The sequence below is a fragment of the Mycobacterium neumannii genome, from assembly GCF_048452905.1.
Lineage (GTDB): Bacteria > Actinomycetota > Actinomycetes > Mycobacteriales > Mycobacteriaceae > Mycobacterium > Mycobacterium neumannii_B.
On sequence record NZ_JBCGVF010000002.1, the window covers coordinates 126,028 to 146,348 of the forward strand.

Below are 20,321 nucleotides of genomic sequence, written 5' to 3' on the forward strand. Positions count from 1 at the left end.
GTTGCTCGTCATTGGCGCGTCATGAAGTACTGCACGCTGTGGTACACCTCGCGCAGCAACATCGGGATCTGCGTCTGGAGGCTCTTGTAGCGGCTACTGGGCGTCGGTGAAGGGTGCGCGTCAAGGCCCAAGTCGGTGGCGATACGGGTGGCACGGCGCATATGCAGCGGATCGCTGACGATGAGCACTCGGCTCACACCATGTTCGGCGAGCAGCGGCCGGGCGAAAGCGAAGTTCTGCTTGGTGGTGCGCGATCTGTTCTCGATGAGCAGACGGTCCGCCGGGATCCCGGCGGCGATCAGCCAGTCGCGGCCCGCCTCGGATTCGGAGAGCGTGTCTCCTTGTCCGACACCGCCCGTCAGGACGATCCAATCGACCTGGCCTGATTCGTACAGCGTGGCCGCGTGCCGCAGCCGCTCCTCGAGCACGGGCGAGGGCTCGTCGTCGTCGACTGCCGCGCCCAGGACGATGGCCGCATCCGCCGGCGCCGCGTCCGACCGCGCGCTGAAAGCGGCGACAGAGATGGCGAGACTGGAGACACCTGCCATAAGCAGGGCCGAAGCGAGTGCGATTCGTCGCAGACTTCCGACGACTCTGCGTCGGATCGGCCCGACTGATCGCACCAGGCCACGATACTGGCGGTCGTCACCGCGGGGTCGCGTCGCCGATGAATCCGCTGCTGCGTGCGGAGTAGTCGCCGTGGCGCGTCGCACAGGTCGCTCCGTTCCATGTGCTGAGAAGAACGCGAACAGAAGCTGGCACCCGACCGCCGTCACCGCGGGGTCCGATCTATAAACGGAGCAAGGGCAGGTGTTCCACTGGAAGCACCTGCCCTTACCCGCTCAACTCACTTGCTTGTCGTGCACCTCACTCGTCAATCACCTCGTAGCAGGCGGGTCCGCAGTTGGGGTCGTAATCGGGAGGGTTGGGGTAGATGCTTCCGGACGGGTAGACCATGCCGATTTCGTTCGGATTCGACGCGGAATCCTGAGTCGGGTGAGCGGTCTGCGGATCGTCAGCGGCCGGTGGTACGAGCTTGACGCCGGGAATCACGTGGGCGTGGACTACGTCGTCACCCCTCGCCGAGGCCGCGTCGGCACTCGGAGCGGACGACTCAGCGTGCGGCGCGGACGACTCAGCGTGCGGCGCGGCGGCCGGTGGTACGAGCTCGACACCGGGAATCAGGTGGGCGTGGACTACGTCGTCACCCGCCGGCGAGGCTGCATCGGCGTGTGGCGCCGACGACTCAGCGTGCGGCGCCGACGACTCAGCGTGCGGCGCCGACGACTCAGCGTGCGGCGCCGACGACTCAGCGTGCGGCACGGAGACCGAGCCGGCGTGAGCCCCGGAGGATGTCGTGGAGTGCGCCGACCCGGAGTCCTGGGCGGGCGCCGCGGACGCGGCGCCGGCCATGCCGAGGGCAGCTAGCCCCAGGGCCCCCGCGATGGCGGCAGCGGTGGCGAACTTCCTGACCGCGCCCAAGGTGACGACGGTCCCTGCGGGCTTGGTGAACGGGGTGTTGCTCATCGGATTTTCCTTTCGTGGAGCCACGGACTTCGTGGTTGAAAAGAGAATCGGGCGTCGCCCTCAATGGATCCTCAATGCGTCCACTGGTGCGTCTCGCCCGCATGAGTCACGGCTTTCGGTCCGTCACCTGGAGAGGCGACCGACCCCCGCGGGTCGGCATTCAACGCGACATTTACGAACATCTGGCCTGGGCCCGCAGGGTTGCAGCGAATAACGTGAAGGACAGCGTCGGCGCGATTCCACTACGACATCACCGGTCGACGAGTCTGCGTCGGATCGGCCCGACCAACCACGCCACGCCACGCCACGATATTGGTGGGATAAGTCCTTGTGTCACACAACATCTGACTCAATATCCAGAGAAACAACTCTGACAACGATAGGCGTCGTTGGCCGCGTCGATCCAGCGCCGAGGCGTGATTGCGGCTTACGCTTGCAGCTTGTGAGGTTGGAGTCCAGCACACTGGCCGCGTTTCTCACCGGCACCATCATGACGACTCTCTTGCTGGCTGCCCAAGCCGGTGGTAACCCCGTGCAGGAGATCGCATGGATTCTCCTCGGTGTGGCGTTGAGCCTGCTGACCCGGGCGTACGGGTTGCATGTCTCGAGCCACGAGGAGGCCGGAGGCGCACAGTACATCACCGGCTTTCTGCGAAATGTGGCCAGTGGGTGGCCCGTCGTGGCGGCAGCCCTGCCCACTTTGGCCGTGCTGCTGCTCGCTGCAGCGTTCGACTGGCCCGACGATCGGGAGCATCCCGACGGTGGAGTCACCATCGGTTACACCACGGTCGCACTCAACCTCAACGTGGTGTTGTTGTTCTTCTGGGGCGTGATAGCGGCTCGCCAGGCCAGTCTTTCCCGGGCATGGACGGTGGTCATCGGCTTTCTGAATGCGGGAATGGGCTGGCTCGTCGTCGCCGTCAACCTCACGCTGAAATGACGGACGATGGTAGGCCGCGTCTCAGCGGAGCCCTTGGCGAGTTCGGCATATTTCTATGACCTGCGCTCGGTTCGTGTGTCAAGATTTCTGCCGTGACGTGGGCGGGACCGTTTCCACCAGTTGACGGTTGGGCGCCCACCGCGCGTCCGGTGCGCCGGATGGGGTTTGTGCTAACGCTCATCGTCGTCGTGGTGTGCGCCGCGTGCGGCAACTCGAGCTCGCCGCCCGCTGGTACGCCGTCGGCGACAACGCCGACAACGGTGGAACATCCTCCTGCGCAATTCGTAGCCGGGCCCTGCGCCGAAACACCGCAACCGGTACCCGAGTTGGAAGGTGCCCGGTGCGGGGAGTTGGTGGTGCCCGAAGATCGCACCAAGGCCGGCGGGCGCACGCTCCGACTGGCGGTGGCGATCATTCCCTCGGAGACGCAGCCACCCGCACCGGATCCGATTGTGTTCCTCACTGGGGGCCCCGGCGGTGACGCGGTCGCGGATCCGCCGATTCCGAACGATGTGGGCATCAACCGTAACCGGGATCTGATCCTGTTGTCGCAGCGGGGGACTCACTCGTCAAAGCCGGCGCTGACCTGCCCGGAGATCGATCTGTTCTACGCGCGCCGGGTCGGGTTGGTCTACGACGCGGACTCCACCGGCGATCAGTACGTGCAGGCGGTCCGAGCGTGCCGCGACCGCCTGGCCCCGGAGGTCGACTTTGCGGCGTTCAACTCCACCGAAAGCGCTTATGACCTCGCGGACCTGCGGACAGTGTTGGGTATCGACCAATGGAATGTGTTTTCGCATTCGTATGGCACCGATCTCGCGCTGATCTACATGCGGCACGACGCCGACGGGATCCGGTCGGTGACCCTCGACGGGGTGGCACCACCCTCGGCCGCCACCCCCGGGTGGACCTGGAGCAGCGCCAAAGAGGCGTTCGACAACATGACCAATGCATGCGCGGCACAGCCCGCATGTCAGGCGCGTTATCCCAACCTCGCCGAGTCGTTCATCAGACTGGTCAATCAGCTCGAAGAGCGTCCAGTCACAACCACGGTCGCCATCCCGTCGGTCGGAGACACCGAAGTCGTACTCGACGGTGGCGCGCTGCTGAACTGGTTCGTCCCGCTGGCCACCCACTTTCCAGAGGAGTTTCCGGCCGCGATCGACGAACTGGCCCGAAACAATCCCAGGCGGATCGCCGAGCTGTACGCCGAAGTGTGGGCCAATCCCGAGCGGGTCGGGACCATGGGCTGGGGCCTGACCTTGAGCGTGTGGTGCCGTGAATGGGTCCCGTTCGAATCGGCCGAGGATCAACTCGAGAAAGCAAAGCGGGCCTTTCCTGAGTTTCCCGAGTCGGTTCGCGCCCAAGCGCCGCAACTGCCTTTCCTGCGCGACGCCTGCGCCGCCTGGGATGTGCCCAAGGCGCCCGATGAGATCCGGGCGGTCACCGAAAGTGCGATCCCGACGCTCGTCCTGTCGGGCAGTTACGACGGACAGACCGGGCCTCAGTGGGGTGAGTATGTGGCGCAACAACTCTCGCAATCCCACGTCGTAACGGTGCCCGGTGTCGCCCATGGCGTGTACACGAATGACTGCGGGGCGAAGGTGATCGCGTCGTTCTACGACAACCCGGAGCGACCGGACACGAGTTGTGTCGGCGCGACACAACCACCGCCGTACGAGATCATCCCGCCACCATGACGACAGCGTCGAATGTCGTGGGGATATCCCGTCGTGGCCTGCTGGGCGGAGCCGTCGCCGGGGCCGCTGCGCTGGCGCTGTCCGCGTGTTCTTCGAGCCCTTCATCAGAACCCACGACGACCTCCGCGTCCGACGTGTCAACGGGATTCGACGAACTCGACGCCAAGATCGAAGAGGGCATGAAGGCCTATGCGATACCGGGCGTGGCAGTCGGCGTCCTGGCAGGCGGCCAGGAGTACATAAAGGGCTACGGTGTCACCAATGTCGACCATCCGGTGCCGGTCGACGGCGATACGGTGTTCCGCATCGGTTCGACCACAAAGACTTTCACCGGTACGACGCTGATGCGGCTGGTTGATCAGGACAAAGTGGACCTCGACGCCCCGGTCCGCCGCTATCTTCCTGACTTCGCGGTGGCGGACCCATCTGCCAGCGCCGCCGTCACCGTGCGCCAGCTTCTCAACCACACATCGGGATGGTTGGGCGACGATCTGCAGGACTTCGGCCGTGGTGATGACGCGTTGTCGCGTTATGTCGCGTCGATGTCCCGGTTACCGCAACTGACACCGCCGGGAGCCGTATTCGCCTACAACAACGCCGGATTGGTCGTGGCAGGGCGGATCATCGAGGTCGTCACCGGGTCGACCTACGAGGCGGCGGTACAGAACCTACTGCTCGATCCGCTCGAGTTGAGGCACACCCGGTACTTCTCGGACCAGATCATCGGCTTCAATATCGCCGCATCCCACAACGTGGTTGACGCTAAACCCGTTGTCGACAACGGCTTCTGGGAGTTCCCGCGCAGCTGCAACCCGACCGGATCATTGATATCCAGCGTGCGGGATCAGTTGCGTTACGCGCGGTTTCACCTCGGTGACGGTACCGCTCCCAACGGCACTCGGCTGCTGAGCCAACAAGCACTTGTCGCGATGCGCTCCAACCCCGGCGCCGGCGGCACGCTGCAGGTCGAGCTCACCGGGATGGGGGTGGCCTGGATGCTGCGCCCCTCAGCAGAGAACGAGACGATCGTGCAGCACGGCGGCGCCTGGCAAGGCCAAAGGTCGGGCTTCTTCATGGTGCCCAGCCGAAACTTCGCGATGACCTTGCTCACCAACTCCGAGGGTGGGGCGCAGCTCACGACCGATCTGTTCGCCGATGATTGGGCGCTGCGCCGGTTTGCGAGGATCACCAATACGCCAGCGGAACCGCAAACCTTGAGCGCGGCAGACCTCGCGCCCTACGAAGGGCGATACGTGACGGAGCAGATCACCGAATCCGGCAGCCTCGAAAGGGTTGTCATCGAGTTCGAGGGCAGGGATGGCCGTCTGCACGGCACCATGAAAGACCTGGCCGATCCCAGCACGCACCCCGATGAGGATGCCGACACCAGCGCACATCTGGGCTTCGCCTTCTACCGGCCGGACTATGGACTCGACCTGGGCCCAGACGGCCAACTCCTGGGCACCCGTTCCAATTTCGTCCGCGACCCGAACGGAAACGTCGCCTGGTTGCGCATGCACGGCCGCCTTTACCGACGGCAATGATTTGACGAACAGCGGTCTACCGCGAGCCGCTTATCGTTGGCCTATCGGCAGCGTCCGCAAGCCTAAGGCGGTCGCGTAATCGAACCGCCACCTGTACTCGATTGAGTCCTGGCGATCCGTTTTCTCACGATGGTCGCAGCATCGGATATCGTTGTGCCGCTTGGCTTTTAGGCATAAGCGGCCGACGGAAGCCGGAGGGAGTACGCCTTGGGGGCGCCGTGCACGGGTCGAACGGGTAGGCGAACAGTCGTCGATGTAATACCGATGGCAGTCACGATTGGTAAGGCCGACGATGAAGGCTTGCTCGATCAGGGGACGTCATGTGAAATTGCTTGAAGGTGCTAATTTTCAGCAGTTGCGACGACGATCGGCTGCTCGACGACCATGCCGCCGCGATCGATGAAGTCTTGCCAGCGTGCAACGACCTCATTTTCAAGTTGTTGTCTGCGGTCGGCGCCCGCCGACATGACGAGCCCTGCGATAGGTGTGACTTGAAGGTACTGCCACAGGAATTCGGCCGGCGGTGGTAGCCGCAACGTCTCCGTCATGGTTTTGACGGTCACGTCTTGGAAGTGGGCGACTTCCAACAGCTGGCGCAGTTGGGTCTCGCTCAGGGAGAAGACCGAACGTAGGAATCCGGATAGGTCAGGGTTGATGTGACGACCAAGGGCGTCCACCATGATCTCGAAAAAGCGCGGCATGGTTCCCGGCGCGTTGATCGCGACGCGGCCACCCGGCGACAGCACGCGCCGCATCTCACGGGCGGCTGCGGGCCGGTCGGGAAAGAACATCAGCCCGAGCTGACACAACACCAGATCGTAGGACTCATCGGCGAGCGGAAGAGCTTCAGCGCTTCCCTCCCGCCACTCGATCACGGCACCGGACGGTGCGGCGGTTGTGCGGGCAACCTCCAGCATTCCGGGGTTGAGGTCCACTCCGACGACTTTCCCTGTGGTCCCGACCCGTTCGGCGGCCAGGCGGGTGACGACGCCGGTCCCGCATGCGATGTCGACGACGTATTCACCCGGCTCGGGTGCCGCCACCTCGATGAGATCGCCGGCGAGCGGCGCGGGAATGAGCGGGACGAAGTCGCGTGCGTAATTCTCGGCTTCCGTCCGCCGGAGGTCACGGTAATCAACCTGTTGAGACATGGTTGAACGATATGAATCAGACCGCCGTCGGCGCATCGACCGAATTCACCATATCGGCGCGGTGCGAGTGGTCAGTTCTAACCACCCGTTAGACGAGATGTTGCTCGTACGCGTAGGCGGTGGCGGCTGCCCGAGATGACAAGCCGAGCTTAGCGAAGATGTTCTGCAGGTGACGTGCGACCGTGTGCTCGCTGAGTACGAGGCTCGCGCCGATCTCTCGGTTGGTCTTGCCCGCGGCGACAAGCCGTAACACCTCACATTCGCGCGGGGTGAGGCCCCCCGCCGACCGCCCCTGGGTCCCGATGACCTCGGCCAGACGTTCCGTGTCGGGCACTGCGCCGAGCCGGCTAAAGCCATCATGCGCGGCGTCGAACTCCAGTGCCGCTGCGTCGAAGTCGCTCAGCTCTCGGCAGGCGAGCCCGGTCTGAACCCGCGTCCGGGCGGCTTCGTAGGGCATTGCCAAGTCCCGCCAACCCGCAGATGCCCGGCGCAGGGCAGCAAGGGCCGCGGGGGCGTCGCCCTCGGCGAGCAGCGTCGACCCGTCGGCGTGAGCTTCGATGGCGTGCAGGAACGGCGCGTCGATGGCTTCGGCGATCTCGGCAAGTTCGTCGGCGCTCGCTCGCGCTGCCGGAACGTCACCGACCGCGAGCATGATGTCGACGTGCGCAGCCAATATTGCCGGCCGACCGAAACGATCGGGGCTTAGGTCTACCGCGCGACGAATCGCGGCAATCGCGGCATGGACGTGCCCTTCGGCCAGTCGCAGGAGGGCCAATCCAGGCAACGGCTCTCGACCGAACTGATGGGCTTGCCGGTAGGCGATTTCAGCGTCGTCGAACTCTCCACGCAGCCGGTGCAGCTCCGCTCGCTGGTAAGCCGCCAATCCTAAGGAAGGGTGCGCAGCGGGTCGCGACAAGTGCTCGCAAGCGATGCGGGCGGCCGTCGTCGCCTCGGGCCATTCGCCGTGGATCTGCAGGATCTGCGAGCGATGCACCAGACATTGACCCCGGTATGGAACGAGGTCAGGCTGGGCGTCACACCAATCGCTCAGCGCCATGGTCCACTCGGTCGCGCGCCCCAGGTCGAACACACCCATACACGTCTCGATGACGCCGCAATAGACGATGCCGGCGGGGATGGGCGACACCTCCCCCGCGGTGACGCTCACCATCGCTTCATCGAGCAGTGCCACGCCGCGAGCCGTTTCGCCCTGGGTGACCGATGCCTGGCCTTGACCCAGCCAGGCGAGAGCCGCCAAGTCGCGATCACCGAACCGTGCGGCGATCCTGCCGGCCTCAACGAACATCTCGTACGCTCCCGCGGAATCCCCACCCGTCCACGCCCCAAGGCCTGCGGAAGTGAGTAAGTACCCGCGCGCGGCGCAGATTAACTCGCGGTCCTCCACCAGCCGACCCACTCGTGCCAGCCAACCGCTGCCGCGCGCGGTGTTGCCTTGGAGCAACTGCGTTAGCGCCAACCAGAACCCGCATTCGGCGGCTCGGCCCGGATCGCCGGCAGCCAAGCACGCGGAGTAAGCCCTCTCCCAGGTCCGCACGCTCTCGTCGTCCTTACCGATCAAGTAGGTGGCAGTCGCCAGGCGCTCAAGATCGTCAGCATCGAGTGGTTCATCCGCGTCGGAGAGACACTCGTAGACTTCGGTCCACGCCTGGCGTTCAAAGGCGCTCGAAGCTGTGTTCATCGCGGCCATGAAGAAAGTCTGGCGGATACCGGCGGGTTTGCGCGACGGCGTGCTAACGGCTTGCGCTTCCCGGTGTCGCTGGCAGCCCCGCAAGTTAGCGGCTTCGCCGACCTCGCCGCCGCGACCTCGCCGCCGGCCGGGGTAGCCTCGGGTGAGGGAGAAATGCGAGCCGATCCGGTAGGCGCGAAATCGCATCTACCAGCATCTTCTCTGTGCCCCCAGTCGGACTCGAACCGACACTGGGCGGATTTTAAGTCCGCTGCCTCTGCCAATTGGGCTATGGGGGCCGCCGCCGTGCTGCACCGATGAGCACGGTACCGCGCGCGATCGTCGTGCAGCCGGACCTGGCACACGTGATGCGCGATCAAGATAATGTCGGCGTGTAGGTCGTTCCACTAGGAAAGGCACGAGGATGTCAGCGCTGACGAGATTCCGCATCGGACGACGGCTCACAATCGCCGGTGGATTCGCGGTCGCGACGATGGCCCCGATGCTTGCGGCCGTCATCGCTACCTCGCCCGGCGTCCCCAGTCACCTCGCGGCCTGCCCCGCCGGCGAGGACAGCGACCTCTACAGCGGGACGTGCGTGCCTTATCTGGTTCCGAACACCGCCTCAGCAGTCAACAACGCCTGCCCGCCCGGGGTCAGCGGCGCCGAATGCACCGGGTCCACCGGTAATCAGGTGCCACCCCACCCACAGCCTGGGCCGTCGCCCGAGTTGCAGGAACTGGAAGACGTCGTCACGCCGGGCTACTAGCCGCGCGCACGTCCAGTAGGTCGTTGTCCCGCACGGCGTCGACGTCCAGCGTCCGGTACCCGTAGAGGTCGAACAGCACGGTGATCCGGTCCGCGGTCATCGCCTCGAGTCGTTCTGGCCGCAGTGTCTGCCATCCGAGCACTTTCTTCGCGACGTCGCGCAACCGGTCCCCGTCACTCACATGGCGCGGCTCATCGCGTCATCAGCGACAGGATCGCGCGGTTGAGCTGTCGGCGCGGCCAACCCAGTCTCCCGGCGGCGGCCAGTGCGGCATGTGCGGCGTTGCCGCCGCACACACCGTGCACTCCCCCGCCCGGGGACGCGCCCGCGCTGCCGAGGAAGACGTTCTCGACCGGCGTCTCCGCGCCGCCAAAACCCGGAAACGGCCGAAAGATCAACTGCTGGAACAGTTGTGATGTCCCGCCGTTCACCGAACCGGCATGCAGGTTCGCGTCGCTGGCCTCCAGGTCCGACGGCCGCTGAATCGTCTTGCCGACGATGTGGTCGCTGAACCCGGGCGCATGCTTCTCCAACACGACGTCCACCGCCGCCGACAACTGATCGGCGGAGGCGTCGTCGGCGACGCCTCGCGGCAGATGCGTGTACGCCCAGGCGCTTTCGGTGCCTACTAGCGACCGGCTCGGATCGGCGGTGGTCATCTGCCCGAACAGCAGGAACGGATGCAGCGGCACGGTGCCGGTGTTGAGGTCGGCCATCCACCGGATCAGGCCGTCGTGGTCGGCGCCGAGATGTACCGTGCCCGCATCGTTCAGACTCTGCGAACGCCACGGAATCGGCGCGTCGAGGGCGTAGTTGATCTTCAACACCGGTGTGTCCCAGACGAACCGGTCGATGCTCTGCAGCACCGATTCGGGGAGAGCGTCGGCCGGCAGCAGGTCGCGGTACAGCATCGGCGCCGAGGTATCGGCGATCACCGCCCGACGCACCCGCACGGTCTCGCCGCCGGAGGTGTGAACGGACACCGCGCGTCGGCCTCGGACGTCGATCCGGTCGACCTGTTGTCCGCACTGGATGCGGGCTCCCGCAGACGTCGCCCGGTTCACCAGCGCTGCGGTCAGTTGGCCGGCGCCGCCGACCGGAACCGGAAAGCCGCCGTCCTGAGCCATCATGATCAGCATGTATCCCATGACGCCGCTGCCCGGCGCGTCGATGGGCACATCGGCGTGCATTGCGTTGCCCAGCAACAAGAGTCGCGCGGCCTCGCCCTCGAACAGCTTCTCAGCCATCACGCCTGCGGGGAGAAGCATCAGATGCGCCAACCGAAGCGCCTCGGCGGTGCCCAGCTCACGCAGTAGACCGACCGCTCCACGCACCGGCGGGAACGGCGCGAACAACGTCTCCACCAGCGGTTCCTTGATGCGCTGCCACTGGGCGAACAAGTCGCGCCAACGCTCGCCGTCACCGGCCGTGCGACGGTCGAGATCCTCTGCGGTGCGGTCGAGATCGCGCCAAATCAGCGGAGCGTCTTCGTCATCGGCCGAGCTCGCATGGCCGACGACCGCGGGTGAATGCGACCAGCGCAGGCCGTGCTCCTCGAGGTGCAGCGCTTGGAGAGCCGGGGAGGTCACCGACAGCGGGTAGAACGCGCTGTACAGGTCGCTGACATAGCCGGGGAACAGTTCGGCGCTCTTGACCGCGCCGCCGGGCTGTTCCTGCGCTTCCAGAACCAGTACGTCCCAACCCTCGTCGGCCAGCATGGCTGCGGCGACCAAACCGTTGTGGCCGGCTCCGATCACCACAGCATCGGCGGAGCCCGACACGCTCACCTCGAGATCAGCCTGTTGGAGGCGGCCTTCACCGAGTCGGGCAGGAACCGGTTCATCAGGCCGAGCCCTTTCGAAAGTGGTGATGAGGCAACGATTTTCTTCCTTCCCTCCATCAGCGCGTCGTACCCCTGTCTCGCGACCTTGTGAGCGTCGTCCTTTGGCATGCGTCCCACCAAGGTGTCGAGCATGCCGACCCGGCGGAAGAAGTTGGTGTCGGTCGGGCCGGGCATCAGCGAGGTGATGACGACGTCGGTGTCGCGCAACTCGTCCTGCAGCGCTTCGGCGAACGACTGCACAAACGATTTCGAGGCGTTGTAGATGGTCTGATACGAGCCGGGCATCATCGCCACGATCGACGACGTGAACAGCAGCTTGCCCGAGTTGGCGCTGACCATGTCAGCGAGCACCAGCTTGGCCAGCTGCGTGGTTCCCCGGACATTGAGATCGATGATGTTGAAATCCTCTTCCAGCCCCCGGTCGACGAATCGGCCGCCGCCACCGGTGCCTGCGTTGAGGGCGGCCGCATCCAACCGGCGCCCGTTCTCCGTCGCGCTGGCGTAGAGCCGATCGACTTCGTCCTCTTTGCGGAGATCGACCTGAACGGCGCGGACATCTGTGCCCGCCGCCGTGAGTTTGTCGGCGCTGGCGTGGATGCCGTCATCGTCCGCGGCCACGATGAGGTCGTAGCCGTCATCTGCGAACAGCTTCGCCAACTCGAAACCGATACCGCTCGAAGCGCCCGTCACAAGCGCGAGTGGTCGTCCTTGAGCCATGGTGGCGGGCTACCCGACGGAGCTTGTGCCAAACGCGCGCGGACATGCCGCCGACGTCAGCCGGTGTCGGGGTTATCGCCGCGCAAGAATGCGGTCGTCAGCCGGCGCGGTCATCACCGCGACGGTCATCGCGGTCGTCGCTGTCGGGACAGTCTGCGCTGTCGCCGCTGCTGTCGTCATCGCCGTCGTCGGGGATGAGGTAGCGGTTGGGGTGGTGATAGTTATTGATGCGGGCTTGGCCGGTGTCGAGTTGGGGTGGGGGAAGCCATGCGGTGCGCCCGTCTTTGCGTTTGTAGGTGCGCCAGCCGCCGGGTTTGACCCGCCGGTTGTCGGGCCCGCAGGCCAGGGTGAGCTCGTCGATGTTGGTCTGGCCGTTAGCGGCCCAGTCGTTGTCCCCGTGATGGGCCTGGCAGTGGTAAGCCGGAGCGGTGCAGCCGGGTCGGGTGCAGCCGCCATCGCGGGCGAACAGCGCCAGCCGCTGGGCCTTGGACGCTAAACGGTTAGCCCGCCCCAAGTACAGAATTTCTTCGGTGTGGTCATCAAAGACCGCCAGATACTGATGCGCCGAGGAGGCCTGTTTGATCACCTCGCTCATCGGCAGCAGCGACCCTCCGCCGGTGAGCCCGTGGCCGGTGCCCGATTCGAGCTCTTTGAGCTTGGCGGTGATCAACAGCGTGGCCGGCAACCCGTTCTGGCTGCCCAACTGCCCCGAGGCCAACAACGCCCGACACATCGCCCCCAGCGCGTCGTGGTTGCGCTGCCCGACGCTGCGCCGATCAGCGGCCACCGTCTCCGCCGACGGGTCCGCCTCCGCACCTACCGACCCCTCGGCGGCCGGGGTTTGGCCGTCGGGGTGGCAGCGTCCCGGAGCCGCCCACACCGCCAGCACCGCCTCCAACGCCGCCCGGGTGGCCGGATCAAGCAGTCCGCGCAGCTCACTCATCCCATCAAGGCGCTGCCGGCCCAGCCGCAACCAGCGCTGCGCTGCGCGCAACTCCTCGGAGAAGTCCCCGTCGGGGTTCAAATAGGCCGCCAGCCGCTGGGCGGCCGCGCGCAATTCCTCAGGCGTGTGTTTGGTCGCCAGCTGCGCCAGTTGCGCTTCGGCGGCCTCGCGCACGTCAAACGGCGTCGAGGCCGGCACCTGGTGATCAAAGAACCGCCGGATCACCCGCACATGCTCCGCACCCACCAGGCCCTTCTCCACAGCCGCGGCGGTGTGGGCCAGCACCGGTTCGAGTGTCTCGCCGGTCATGGCCTGGCGCGGCCCCAACGCCTGAGCCTCGGCCACCCGCCGATGCGCCTCAGCCTTGGAAATGCGCAACAACACCGCCAACGCCCCGGCCACGCTGCGCTCCCCCAACTCCTCGATCGGCGCACGACCCAGCCCGGCCACCATGCTGTGGCTGACTGCCGCTTGGCGCCGGGTGAAGCTCTCCCACTGCGCTGTCAGTGCCAATTGCTCAGAAGTGGTCAAGGCGTCGAACGACTCGGCGACCAACGCGGACAGCTGGTCGGCCATCCCCGCGATCACTTCGCTCATATGTTCGAATCCCACATTGCAACGTTAACCCCGCTCACCGACAAACCAGGCCTACTTGTGACTACTGAAACCAAAGAGACACAAGTGATTTCGCACAACACTTTGAGCCGAAGGGCCAGCGAGCACAGTGCCGCGACCACTCAGCGACGACAAGGAGGGTTTGAGCCACGCACGGCACAACGTAAATTGAATAGCGATGGGAATACTGGGACGAAAGACCGGGGACCTGCGCGTCTACCTCGGCGCGGCGCCCGGTGTCGGCAAGACCTACTCCATGCTCGCCGAGGCGCACCGCCGCCTCGAGCGCGGAACCGACGTGGTTGCCGCCGTGGTCGACACACACGGTCGACGCAAGGTCGGCCAGCAGCTCGCGGGCATCGAGGTGATTCCTCCGCGCGTCGTCGAGGACTCCAGCAGGCCTGGCACGCAATACCAGGAAATCGACGTCACCGCGATCATGCAACGGCGACCCAAGGTCGTGCTTGTCGACGACTTCGCCCACAACAACGCAACGGGCAGCAAGAACAAGAAGCGTTGGCAGGACGTGGAAGAACTGCTCAACGCCGGCATCACGGTGATCACCACGGTCAACGTCCAGAACCTGGAGAGCGTTTCGGACCTGGCCGCCCAGATCACCGGGGTCGAGGAACCCGACCGCATCCCCGACGAGGTGGTGCGCGCCGCCGATCAGATCGAGTTGGTCGACATCACGCCGGAAGCGTTGCGGCGCAGGCTCGCTCACGGCAACGTGTACCCGCCGGAGCGCATCGATGCCGCACTGTCGAACTACTTCCGACCCGAAAACCTCACGGCGCTGCGGCAATTGACCCTGCTGTGGCTCGCCGATCAGGTCGACGCGGCGCTGGCCAAGTACCGCTCCGACAAGAAGATCAGCGACCGATGGGCACCCCGCGAACGTGTGGTGGTGGCGGTAACGGGCGGCCCCGAATCCGAGGTCCTGGTGCGCCGGGCGTCGCGCATCGCCTCCCGTTCGGGCGCCGACCTCAGAGTCGTGCACATCGTCGACGGCGGCGGCCTTACGGCCATCTCGGATCAGCAGAAGAAGGCGGTGCGGGAACTGGCCGCCAGCCTGGGCGCCACCATGCACACCGTGGTCGGCGACGACGTCGCCTCCACGTTGATCGCCTATGCGCACGACATCAACGCGACACAGTTGGTGGTCGGAACATCCCGACGCTCGCGGCTGTCGCGCATGTTCGACGAGGGCATCAGCGAGGCCGTCGTCCAGCAGGCCGGTGGGCTGGACGTGCACATGGTCAGCCACGACCAGGCCAGCACCGGCATCTCGTGGTCTCGGCTCTCACCTCGTCAGCGCCAGCTCACGTCATGGCTTGCCGCTATCGCGATCCCGGTCGCGGTCTGCGCGCTGACATTGCTGCTGCCGGAGGGGTTCCTGCGCATCGGCGGCCCGGGCGCGCTGTTCTTCATCGGGGTGCTGGGCACAGCGATGATCGGCGGGCTCGCCCCGGCCGTGACGGCCGCCGCGCTGTCCGGAGCACTGATCACCTACTTCCTGGTGGCTCCGACGAATGCGTTCTCCGTGCACGACAGCGACGGCTTCGTCGCGACGGTGGTGCTGCTGCTCATGTCCGTCGCCGTCGCCGCCCTCGTCGACCGGACCTCGAGACGGGCGCGTGAAGCGCGGCGGGCCAGTCAGGAAGCCACGCTGCTGGCGCTGTTCGCCGACGGCGTGCTGAACGAAGCGGACCTCGACAGCCTGCTGGAGCGGGTCCGCGAAACGTACTCCCAGCGCGCCGTGAGCATCGTGAGAAGCAAGACCGGCGAACTGCTCGCCCACACCGGCACCGACCCCTGCACCGACGTCGACGACGCCGACACACCCGTCGAGATCGGCGACGACGAGTACTGGATGCTGTTGTCCGGACCGGCGTTGACGACGCGCGACCGCCGCGTCCTCAACGGCGTCGGCAAGCAGGCCGTCAACCTGGTCAGGCAACGTGAGTTGGCCGAGGCGAACAAGGCCGAGGTCGTCGGTCAAGCCGACAAACTGCAGCACGCGCTGCTCACAGCGGTCAGCCACGACCTGCGCACTCCGCTGGCGGCAGCCAGGGCGGCGACTTCCCGGATCCGCAACAGCGACGTCGACTTCTCCGCCGACAACACCTCCGAACTCCTGGTCACGGTGGAGGAGTCCGTCGATCAGCTGACCACATTGGTGGCAAACCTGCTGGACTCGGCACGCCTGGCCGCCGGCGCGGTTCGACCGCAGATGGCGCGCGTCGAACTGGAGCACGTCGTCCAACGTGCGCTGCTCGGAATCCGCGCGGACACAGACGAAATCACCCGACCGGGCAGTGAACGGGTGAAGGTGGAGATCGACTGCGACGCGGCCCTGGCCGACCACGAACTGCTCGAGCGCGTCCTGGCCAACCTGATCGACAACTCGCTGCGCTACGCCGACGGCAGCCTGGTGCGGGTGACCGCGGGCCAGGTGGGCGACCGTGTGCTCATCGCGGTCGTCGACGAGGGACCGGGTATTCCGCGAGGCAGCGAAGAGCAGGTGTTTGCCCCGTTCCAGCGGCTCAGCGACGACGACTCGATCGGCATCGGAATCGGCCTGTCGGTCGCGTCGGGATTCGTCGAGGCGATGGGCGGAACGATCTCGGCTTCCGACACCCCCGGCGGGGGCCTGACCGTCGAGATCGACCTGCCCGCCGCGGCGGACTAGGTCCGGGCCGTCTCCTCTGCCAGGGCGATCAGCGCCGCGCGCACCAGATCGGGTCGCTCGTCGACGATGAAGTGACTGGCGTCGACCATCTCCAGTCGGTAGTCGTCGGCGTTGGCGGTCTCCTCCGCTGCCAGAGATGGATGGACAGCCGCGTCATGGCGCCCGAACAGACACCGGATCGGCACGGTGGCGCGCGGCGGCTTCGGCCCGCGGCCGGCGGCCGGTAACTCGCGGAGCAGGAAGCTTCGGTACGTGTCGCGCGCGGCGCGGGCCACTACCGGATCTCGAAATCGATCGGCGTACACCCGCGCGGTCTCAGGGTCCAACTGCGAGCCGGCCTTGAACAGCAGGTCGAGGAAGCCCGTGTGCCGCAGCACCGCAACGCCGAACGTGGCAAGCGGCACCTGGTACCAGAACCGCCACAGCTGTGGTGCGACGACGCGCGGGCCCACCCACGGGTGGGCCATGTTCATCGCCAGGTATCCGTCGAAACGCTCCGGCGCTGTCAACACCATGCGGTACCCGACGTACGCGCCCCAGTCGTGGCCCACCAGCAAGACCCGGTCCAGACACAGCGCGTCGAGCAGTGCCAGTACGTCGGCGGCGACGTCGTCCTTGGCCCACCGGTGCGGCGGCGGTCCCGACCAGCCATAGCCGGGCAGGTCCGGCGCGATGATTCGCAGCCCTGCGGGTGGGTTGCCCAAGAGGTCGCGGTACACCCAATGGTGTTGCGGCCACCCGTGCAGCGCGACGACCGGGCGCCCGTCGGCGGGGCCGGCCTCGGTGACGTGGAAGCGCACACCGCGGGCGGTGACGTGAGAACGGCGCACCCCTTCGATCGGCGGAGGAGCAGAGGCCATAACGCGACTATAGGAACTGCCGTCGCGCTACCGTGCCGGTATGGCCGCATACCGAGCGCTGTTCGACGCCAGCATCGCTGATCCAGAAGGATTCTGGGCCGATGCGGCACGCGCGGTGACGTGGATCCGCGAGCCGAAACACATCCTCGACGACTCCAACCCGCCGTTCTACCGGTGGTTCGCCGACGGTGAGCTGAACACGTGCGCCAACGCGCTCGACAGACACGTCGACGACGGCCGAGGTGATCAGCCCGCGCTGATCTACGACTCACCTGTCACCGGGACGCAACGCACCTATACCTTCCGCGAATTACGCGACGAGACAGCGAAATTCGCCGGGGGGCTGCGCGGTCTGGGGGTCGAGAAGGGTGACCGCGTGGTGATTTACATGCCGATGATCCCCGAGGCGGTGATCGCGATGCTGGCGTGTGCGCGCCTGGGGGCGATCCACTCGGTCGTGTTCGGCGGGTTCGCCGCGCACGAACTCGCGGCGCGCATCGACGACGCGCAACCGAAAGTCGTCGTCTCCGCGTCCTGCGGTATCGAACCGTCCCGCATCGTCGCCTACAAGCCGATGCTGGACGCCGCACTCGAGATGTCCGAGCACCCGCCGCACAACTGCGTCATCGTGCAGCGCGACCGGCAGCGCTGCGAGTTGGCGCCGGACCGCGACCTCGACTGGGAGGACGTCGCAGCCGCGGCGGCCGTCGACCCCGTGCCGGTGGCCGCGACCGATCCGCTCTACGTGCTCTACACCTCCGGGACCACGGGTAAGCCCAAAGGCATCGTCCGCGACAACGGCGGGCATGCGGTGGCGCTGCTCTGGAGCATGCGCAACGTATACGACATCGAACCCGGCGAAGTCTTCTGGGCCGCATCCGATGTCGGCTGGGTGGTCGGCCACTCCTACATCGTGTACGGACCGCTGCTGCTGGGCGCCACGACCGTGCTCTACGAGGGCAAGCCGATCGGCACGCCCGATCCGGGCGCGTTCTGGCGGGTAGCGTCCGAGCACGGGGTCAAGGCACTGTTCACCGCGCCGACGGCGGTGCGCGCGATCCGCAAGGAGGACCCCGACGGCACGCACATCGGCCGCTACGACCTTTCGAAGATGAAGTACTTCTTCCAGGCCGGTGAGCGACTCGACCCGGACACCTACGAGTGGTCGGCGCAGAAACTCGGCGTCCCGGTCGTCGACCACTGGTGGCAGACGGAAACCGGCTGGGCGATCGCCGCCAACCCGATGGGTCTGGAACCCATGCCGATCAAACCCGGATCCCCGACCGTTCCGATGCCCGGCTACGACGTCAGGATCCTGCACGTCGACGGCTCGCCTTGCGCTGCCAACGAGGAAGGCGACATCTGCATCCGGCTTCCGCTTCCGCCGGGCACTCTGCCCACCCTGTGGGGCGACGACGACCGGTACAAGGCCTCGTACCTGTCCGAGCATCCCGGTTACTACCTCACCGGCGATGGCGGCTATCTCGATGAGGACGGCTACCTCTTCGTGATGGGCCGCATCGACGACGTCATCAACGTCGCCGGACACCGGTTGTCGACGGGATCCATCGAGGCCGTGCTGGCCACTCATCCGGCGGTCGCCGAATGCGCGGTCATCGGCGTGCGTGACGAGATCAAGGGCCAGGTGCCGCGCGGCTTCGTCGTCCTGCAGCAGGGGGCCTCGGCCGCGGGGCTGGCCGAGGAACTCATCGAGTCGGTGCGCGAGAATATCGGCGCCGTAGCGTGTTTCAAACTCGTCGACGTCGTGCCCGCGCTGCCCAAGACCAGGTCCGGAAAGATCCTGCGCAAGACGATGCGGGGCATCGCCCACGGCCGCGAGGAGCCGTTGCCGTCGACCATCGAAGACCCAGCGGTGATCGAAGCGCTCAAGCCGATCCTGAAGAACTGAGCCGCCCCGACCCCGCTCGGATCGGCCTATATTCGTTGGTGAGTCCGTGCCCGCCCGACGCACGCGGCTCACAACAAAGGAGTTGATTCGCGATGCGTACATCTGCGGTCAAGGCCAAGAGCGGCTGTACCTGCCACTGCCACAAGTGCGATCAAGGTCATCACTGCGGGAACCCGCCTAACTGCTACATCAAGAAGTAGTCCGGCACCGGACGTGATCGGTCCAGGCGAGACCACAAGAGCCTGAGCCGCGGCTTCGGCCGTGCCGATCTCGTTACGCGCGTCCACGTTTGCGCCGCCTTTCCGAGGGTAGCCCTGCGCTCACTCGAAGAAAGGAACTCATCATGGTCAGCAGCCACCCACCGGGCCCGACCACCGCCTCCCGGTACGGCTCACATGTCCAGAAGGCTGCCCTTGCCGTCGGCGCAGTGTTCCTGCTGGTCGGCATCTTGGGCTTCGTCCCGGGAATCACGACGAACTACGACACGATGACATTCGCGGGCCACCACTCCGGGGCCATGCTGCTCGGGATCTTCAACGTCTCGATCCTGCACAACATCGTGCACCTGCTGTTCGGCGTGGCCGGTGTGCTGATGGCGCGAACGTTCGATGCGGCCCGCATCTACTTGATCGGCGGCGGAGTCATCTACCTGCTGCTCTTCCTGTACGGCGTGGTCATCGACCATGACAGCTCGGCGAACTTCGTGCCGTTGAACACCGCCGACAACGGGCTTCATCTGTTCCTCGGGGTCGCAATGATCGCGCTGGGCGTGCTGCTGTCACGCCGCCGCGACGCCAACACCGCGTTGAACCGGAACACGCGGTAGCGTCCACGCCGCCTCGCGCCGGTTAGCGACGGCCCCCGGCGGGTATCACCTGCGAGTCCGTCAATAACCCTGTGGACGGAGGCGAGGGATGGCAAGACCACCGAAGTACATGGCCGTGCAGGCGGCGGCGATGATCGTCGGTGTCGCCCTGATCCTCCTCGGCGCCCTCGGCTTCATCCCTGGCGTGACCCAGGCCTACGACCGGTTGGCGTGGGCCGACCACCGATCCGGCGCGAGCCTGCTCGGCATGATGTCGGTGTCCGGACTGAGCAACGTGGCCAACCTGGTGATCGGAGCACTGGGGCTTGTGATGGCACGCACCTACGCGGCCGCGCGCGCATACTTCCTCGGCGCCGGGTTGGCCTACTTCGCGCTGTTCGCGTACGGATACGCTGTCGCCAACGCGTTTGACTGGATGTGGTTCGGTCTGGGTGTCGTCATGTCGATTCTCGGGCTGACACTCGCCGGTCAGCACGACCCAACCAAGCGCCGCAGACGAATTCGCGCCTAGACCGAAGATTGCACAGCCTGTACTACATCGTGTAGCAGTTTTACCCGAAAGCCACGCGGGCGCCTTTGACACGTGGTTGTCTGGGTG

Annotated in this window: 17 protein-coding genes and 1 tRNA gene; 8 read left to right on the forward strand and 10 right to left on the reverse strand. The window is 66.0% G+C overall.

What is annotated here, in order from left to right; translation table 11 throughout:
- Nucleotides 1-8 precede the first annotated feature (8 nt).
- Together AAHH99_RS05250 and AAHH99_RS05255 are read right to left on the reverse strand one after the other, a co-directional pair.
- Nucleotides 9-623, reverse strand: coding sequence for a YdcF family protein (locus AAHH99_RS05250; protein WP_418767719.1), 615 nt, complete (start codon nt 621-623; stop codon nt 9-11).
- Nucleotides 624-867: 244 nt separating this feature from the next.
- Nucleotides 868-1,527: a hypothetical protein gene (locus AAHH99_RS05255; protein WP_418767720.1), complete on the reverse strand. Its 660-nt coding sequence runs from the start codon at nt 1,525-1,527 to the stop codon at nt 868-870.
- 442 nt (nt 1,528-1,969) lie between these two features.
- On the opposite strand from AAHH99_RS05255, the gene AAHH99_RS05260 reads away from it, so the two are divergent.
- The 3 genes from AAHH99_RS05260 to AAHH99_RS05270 all read left to right on the forward strand — a co-directional run bounded on the left by AAHH99_RS05260 (nt 1,970) and on the right by AAHH99_RS05270 (nt 5,711).
- A complete protein-coding gene (locus AAHH99_RS05260) occupies nt 1,970-2,467 on the forward strand; it encodes a hypothetical protein (RefSeq protein ID WP_418767721.1) in 498 nt (165 codons plus the stop codon).
- Between the two features lie 158 nt (nt 2,468-2,625).
- The gene (locus AAHH99_RS05265; RefSeq protein WP_418767722.1) at nt 2,626-4,167 is read left to right on the forward strand and encodes an alpha/beta fold hydrolase; all 1,542 of its coding nucleotides are present in this window, start codon (nt 2,626-2,628) and stop codon (nt 4,165-4,167) included.
- Nucleotides 4,164-5,711: a serine hydrolase domain-containing protein gene (locus tag AAHH99_RS05270; protein WP_418767723.1), complete on the forward strand. Its 1,548-nt coding sequence runs from the start codon at nt 4,164-4,166 to the stop codon at nt 5,709-5,711. The genes AAHH99_RS05265 and AAHH99_RS05270 overlap by 4 nt, the downstream gene beginning before the upstream one ends.
- Before the next feature lie 341 nt (nt 5,712-6,052).
- Here AAHH99_RS05270 and AAHH99_RS05275 read toward each other — a convergent pair whose 3' ends face one another.
- The 3 genes from AAHH99_RS05275 to AAHH99_RS05285 all read right to left on the reverse strand — a co-directional run bounded on the left by AAHH99_RS05275 (nt 6,053) and on the right by AAHH99_RS05285 (nt 8,848).
- The gene (locus AAHH99_RS05275; RefSeq protein ID WP_418767724.1) at nt 6,053-6,898 is read right to left on the reverse strand and encodes a class I SAM-dependent methyltransferase; all 846 of its coding nucleotides are present in this window, start codon (nt 6,896-6,898) and stop codon (nt 6,053-6,055) included.
- A gap of 52 nt (nt 6,899-6,950) precedes the next feature.
- Nucleotides 6,951-8,756, reverse strand: coding sequence for a response regulator transcription factor (locus AAHH99_RS05280; RefSeq protein WP_418767725.1), 1,806 nt, complete (start codon nt 8,754-8,756; stop codon nt 6,951-6,953).
- A gap of 18 nt (nt 8,757-8,774) precedes the next feature.
- Nucleotides 8,775-8,848, reverse strand: a tRNA-Leu gene (locus AAHH99_RS05285).
- A 125-nt stretch (nt 8,849-8,973) separates the two neighbouring features.
- On the opposite strand from AAHH99_RS05285, the gene AAHH99_RS05290 reads away from it, so the two are divergent.
- Nucleotides 8,974-9,318, forward strand: a complete 345-nt coding sequence (locus AAHH99_RS05290; RefSeq protein WP_418767726.1) for a hypothetical protein — start codon at nt 8,974-8,976, stop codon at nt 9,316-9,318.
- Here AAHH99_RS05290 and AAHH99_RS05295 read toward each other — a convergent pair.
- From AAHH99_RS05295 to AAHH99_RS05310, 4 genes are all read right to left on the reverse strand, one after another.
- Entirely contained in the window at nt 9,302-9,499 is a 198-nt protein-coding gene (locus AAHH99_RS05295) for a hypothetical protein (RefSeq protein ID WP_418767727.1), read from the reverse strand. The genes AAHH99_RS05290 and AAHH99_RS05295 overlap by 17 nt on opposite strands.
- 10 nt (nt 9,500-9,509) lie before the next feature.
- The gene (locus tag AAHH99_RS05300) at nt 9,510-11,105 is read right to left on the reverse strand and encodes a phytoene desaturase family protein (protein WP_418767728.1); all 1,596 of its coding nucleotides are present in this window, start codon (nt 11,103-11,105) and stop codon (nt 9,510-9,512) included.
- Entirely contained in the window at nt 11,102-11,878 is a 777-nt protein-coding gene (locus AAHH99_RS05305) for an SDR family NAD(P)-dependent oxidoreductase (protein ID WP_418767729.1), read from the reverse strand. Before AAHH99_RS05305 ends, AAHH99_RS05300 begins: the two co-directional genes overlap by 4 nt.
- Before the next feature lie 97 nt (nt 11,879-11,975).
- Complete coding sequence (locus tag AAHH99_RS05310) at nt 11,976-13,433, reverse strand: DUF222 domain-containing protein (RefSeq protein ID WP_418767730.1); 1,458 nt, start codon at nt 13,431-13,433, stop codon at nt 11,976-11,978.
- Between the two features lie 181 nt (nt 13,434-13,614).
- Here AAHH99_RS05310 and AAHH99_RS05315 point away from each other — a divergent pair, with 181 nt between their 5' ends.
- Nucleotides 13,615-16,128, forward strand: a complete 2,514-nt coding sequence (locus AAHH99_RS05315; protein WP_418767731.1) for an ATP-binding protein — start codon at nt 13,615-13,617, stop codon at nt 16,126-16,128.
- Here the strand turns inward: AAHH99_RS05315 and AAHH99_RS05320 are convergent.
- Nucleotides 16,125-16,988 (reverse strand): alpha/beta fold hydrolase, encoded by an 864-nt coding sequence (locus tag AAHH99_RS05320; protein WP_418767732.1) that lies wholly within the window; start codon nt 16,986-16,988, stop codon nt 16,125-16,127. The two genes, AAHH99_RS05315 and AAHH99_RS05320, sit on opposite strands and share 4 nt — an antisense overlap.
- Before the next feature lie 40 nt (nt 16,989-17,028).
- On the opposite strand from AAHH99_RS05320, the gene AAHH99_RS05325 reads away from it, so the two are divergent.
- The 3 genes from AAHH99_RS05325 (at nt 17,029) to AAHH99_RS05335 (ending at nt 20,234) form a co-directional block, all read left to right on the forward strand.
- Entirely contained in the window at nt 17,029-18,897 is a 1,869-nt protein-coding gene (locus AAHH99_RS05325; RefSeq protein WP_418767733.1) for a propionyl-CoA synthetase, read from the forward strand.
- A 343-nt stretch (nt 18,898-19,240) separates the two neighbouring features.
- Nucleotides 19,241-19,723 carry a DUF4383 domain-containing protein gene (locus AAHH99_RS05330; RefSeq protein WP_418767734.1) on the forward strand — a complete coding sequence of 161 codons (483 nt, stop codon included), beginning with the start codon at nt 19,241-19,243 and terminating at the stop codon, nt 19,721-19,723.
- 88 nt (nt 19,724-19,811) lie between these two features.
- Entirely contained in the window at nt 19,812-20,234 is a 423-nt protein-coding gene (locus AAHH99_RS05335) for a DUF4383 domain-containing protein (RefSeq protein ID WP_418767735.1), read from the forward strand.
- Nucleotides 20,235-20,321 lie beyond the last annotated feature (87 nt).

Excerpts from the sequence above, each read along its gene's own strand:
- AAHH99_RS05255 (WP_418767720.1), bottom strand. The coding sequence starts at position 1,527 with ATGAGCAACACCCCGTTCACCAAGCCCGCAGGGACCGTCGTCACCTTG.
- AAHH99_RS05265 (WP_418767722.1), top strand. The coding sequence starts at position 2,626 with ATGGGGTTTGTGCTAACGCTCATCGTCGTCGTGGTGTGCGCCGCGTGC.
- AAHH99_RS05270 (WP_418767723.1), top strand. The coding sequence starts at position 4,164 with ATGACGACAGCGTCGAATGTCGTGGGGATATCCCGTCGTGGCCTGCTG.
- AAHH99_RS05275 (WP_418767724.1), bottom strand. The coding sequence starts at position 6,898 with ATGCGCCGACGGCGGTCTGATTCATATCGTTCAACCATGTCTCAACAG.
- AAHH99_RS05280 (WP_418767725.1), bottom strand. The coding sequence starts at position 8,756 with ATGCGATTTCGCGCCTACCGGATCGGCTCGCATTTCTCCCTCACCCGA.
- AAHH99_RS05290 (WP_418767726.1), top strand. The coding sequence starts at position 8,974 with ATGTCAGCGCTGACGAGATTCCGCATCGGACGACGGCTCACAATCGCC.
- AAHH99_RS05305 (WP_418767729.1), bottom strand. The coding sequence starts at position 11,878 with ATGGCTCAAGGACGACCACTCGCGCTTGTGACGGGCGCTTCGAGCGGT.
- AAHH99_RS05315 (WP_418767731.1), top strand. The coding sequence starts at position 13,615 with ATGGGAATACTGGGACGAAAGACCGGGGACCTGCGCGTCTACCTCGGC.
- AAHH99_RS05320 (WP_418767732.1), bottom strand. The coding sequence starts at position 16,988 with ATGGCCTCTGCTCCTCCGCCGATCGAAGGGGTGCGCCGTTCTCACGTC.
- AAHH99_RS05325 (WP_418767733.1), top strand. The coding sequence starts at position 17,029 with ATGGCCGCATACCGAGCGCTGTTCGACGCCAGCATCGCTGATCCAGAA.
- AAHH99_RS05330 (WP_418767734.1), top strand. The coding sequence starts at position 19,241 with ATGGTCAGCAGCCACCCACCGGGCCCGACCACCGCCTCCCGGTACGGC.
- AAHH99_RS05335 (WP_418767735.1), top strand. The coding sequence starts at position 19,812 with ATGGCAAGACCACCGAAGTACATGGCCGTGCAGGCGGCGGCGATGATC.